The following is a 222-nucleotide window of genomic DNA, read 5'->3' as shown; positions in this document are numbered from 1 at the left end:
CGTCATACGATTTTGTTCTGGCTGTCTAGTGGGCTATTTGATTTGTATAATAGTCAGGCTCAATATAGTGCGCCAGACCCTTCTGGTTTCTTGGGTTGTCCTGCGAGCCGATGGGCAGCGTCAGCGCCGACAGTGATTTTGTCGCCAGAGGATAGGAAACCAGCAGTACCGTCAAGCCGTTGTCGAGTATGATCGCCAGATACTGGCGCGCATCTTTTTCAC

At 50.9% G+C, this 222-nt stretch carries 1 protein-coding gene; it reads right to left on the bottom strand.

Going from position 1 to position 222, the window contains the following annotated elements:
- Positions 1 to 25: 25 nt before the first annotated feature.
- Positions 26 to 222: hypothetical protein (locus QCD69_RS22715; RefSeq protein WP_301253593.1), on the bottom strand; the 197-nt coding region annotated here is incomplete at its 5' end.

The organism is Erwinia sp. PsM31 (assembly GCF_030433775.1).
Lineage (GTDB): Bacteria > Pseudomonadota > Gammaproteobacteria > Enterobacterales > Enterobacteriaceae > Erwinia > Erwinia aeris.
This window is presented reverse-complemented; position numbering and strand designations above follow the sequence as displayed.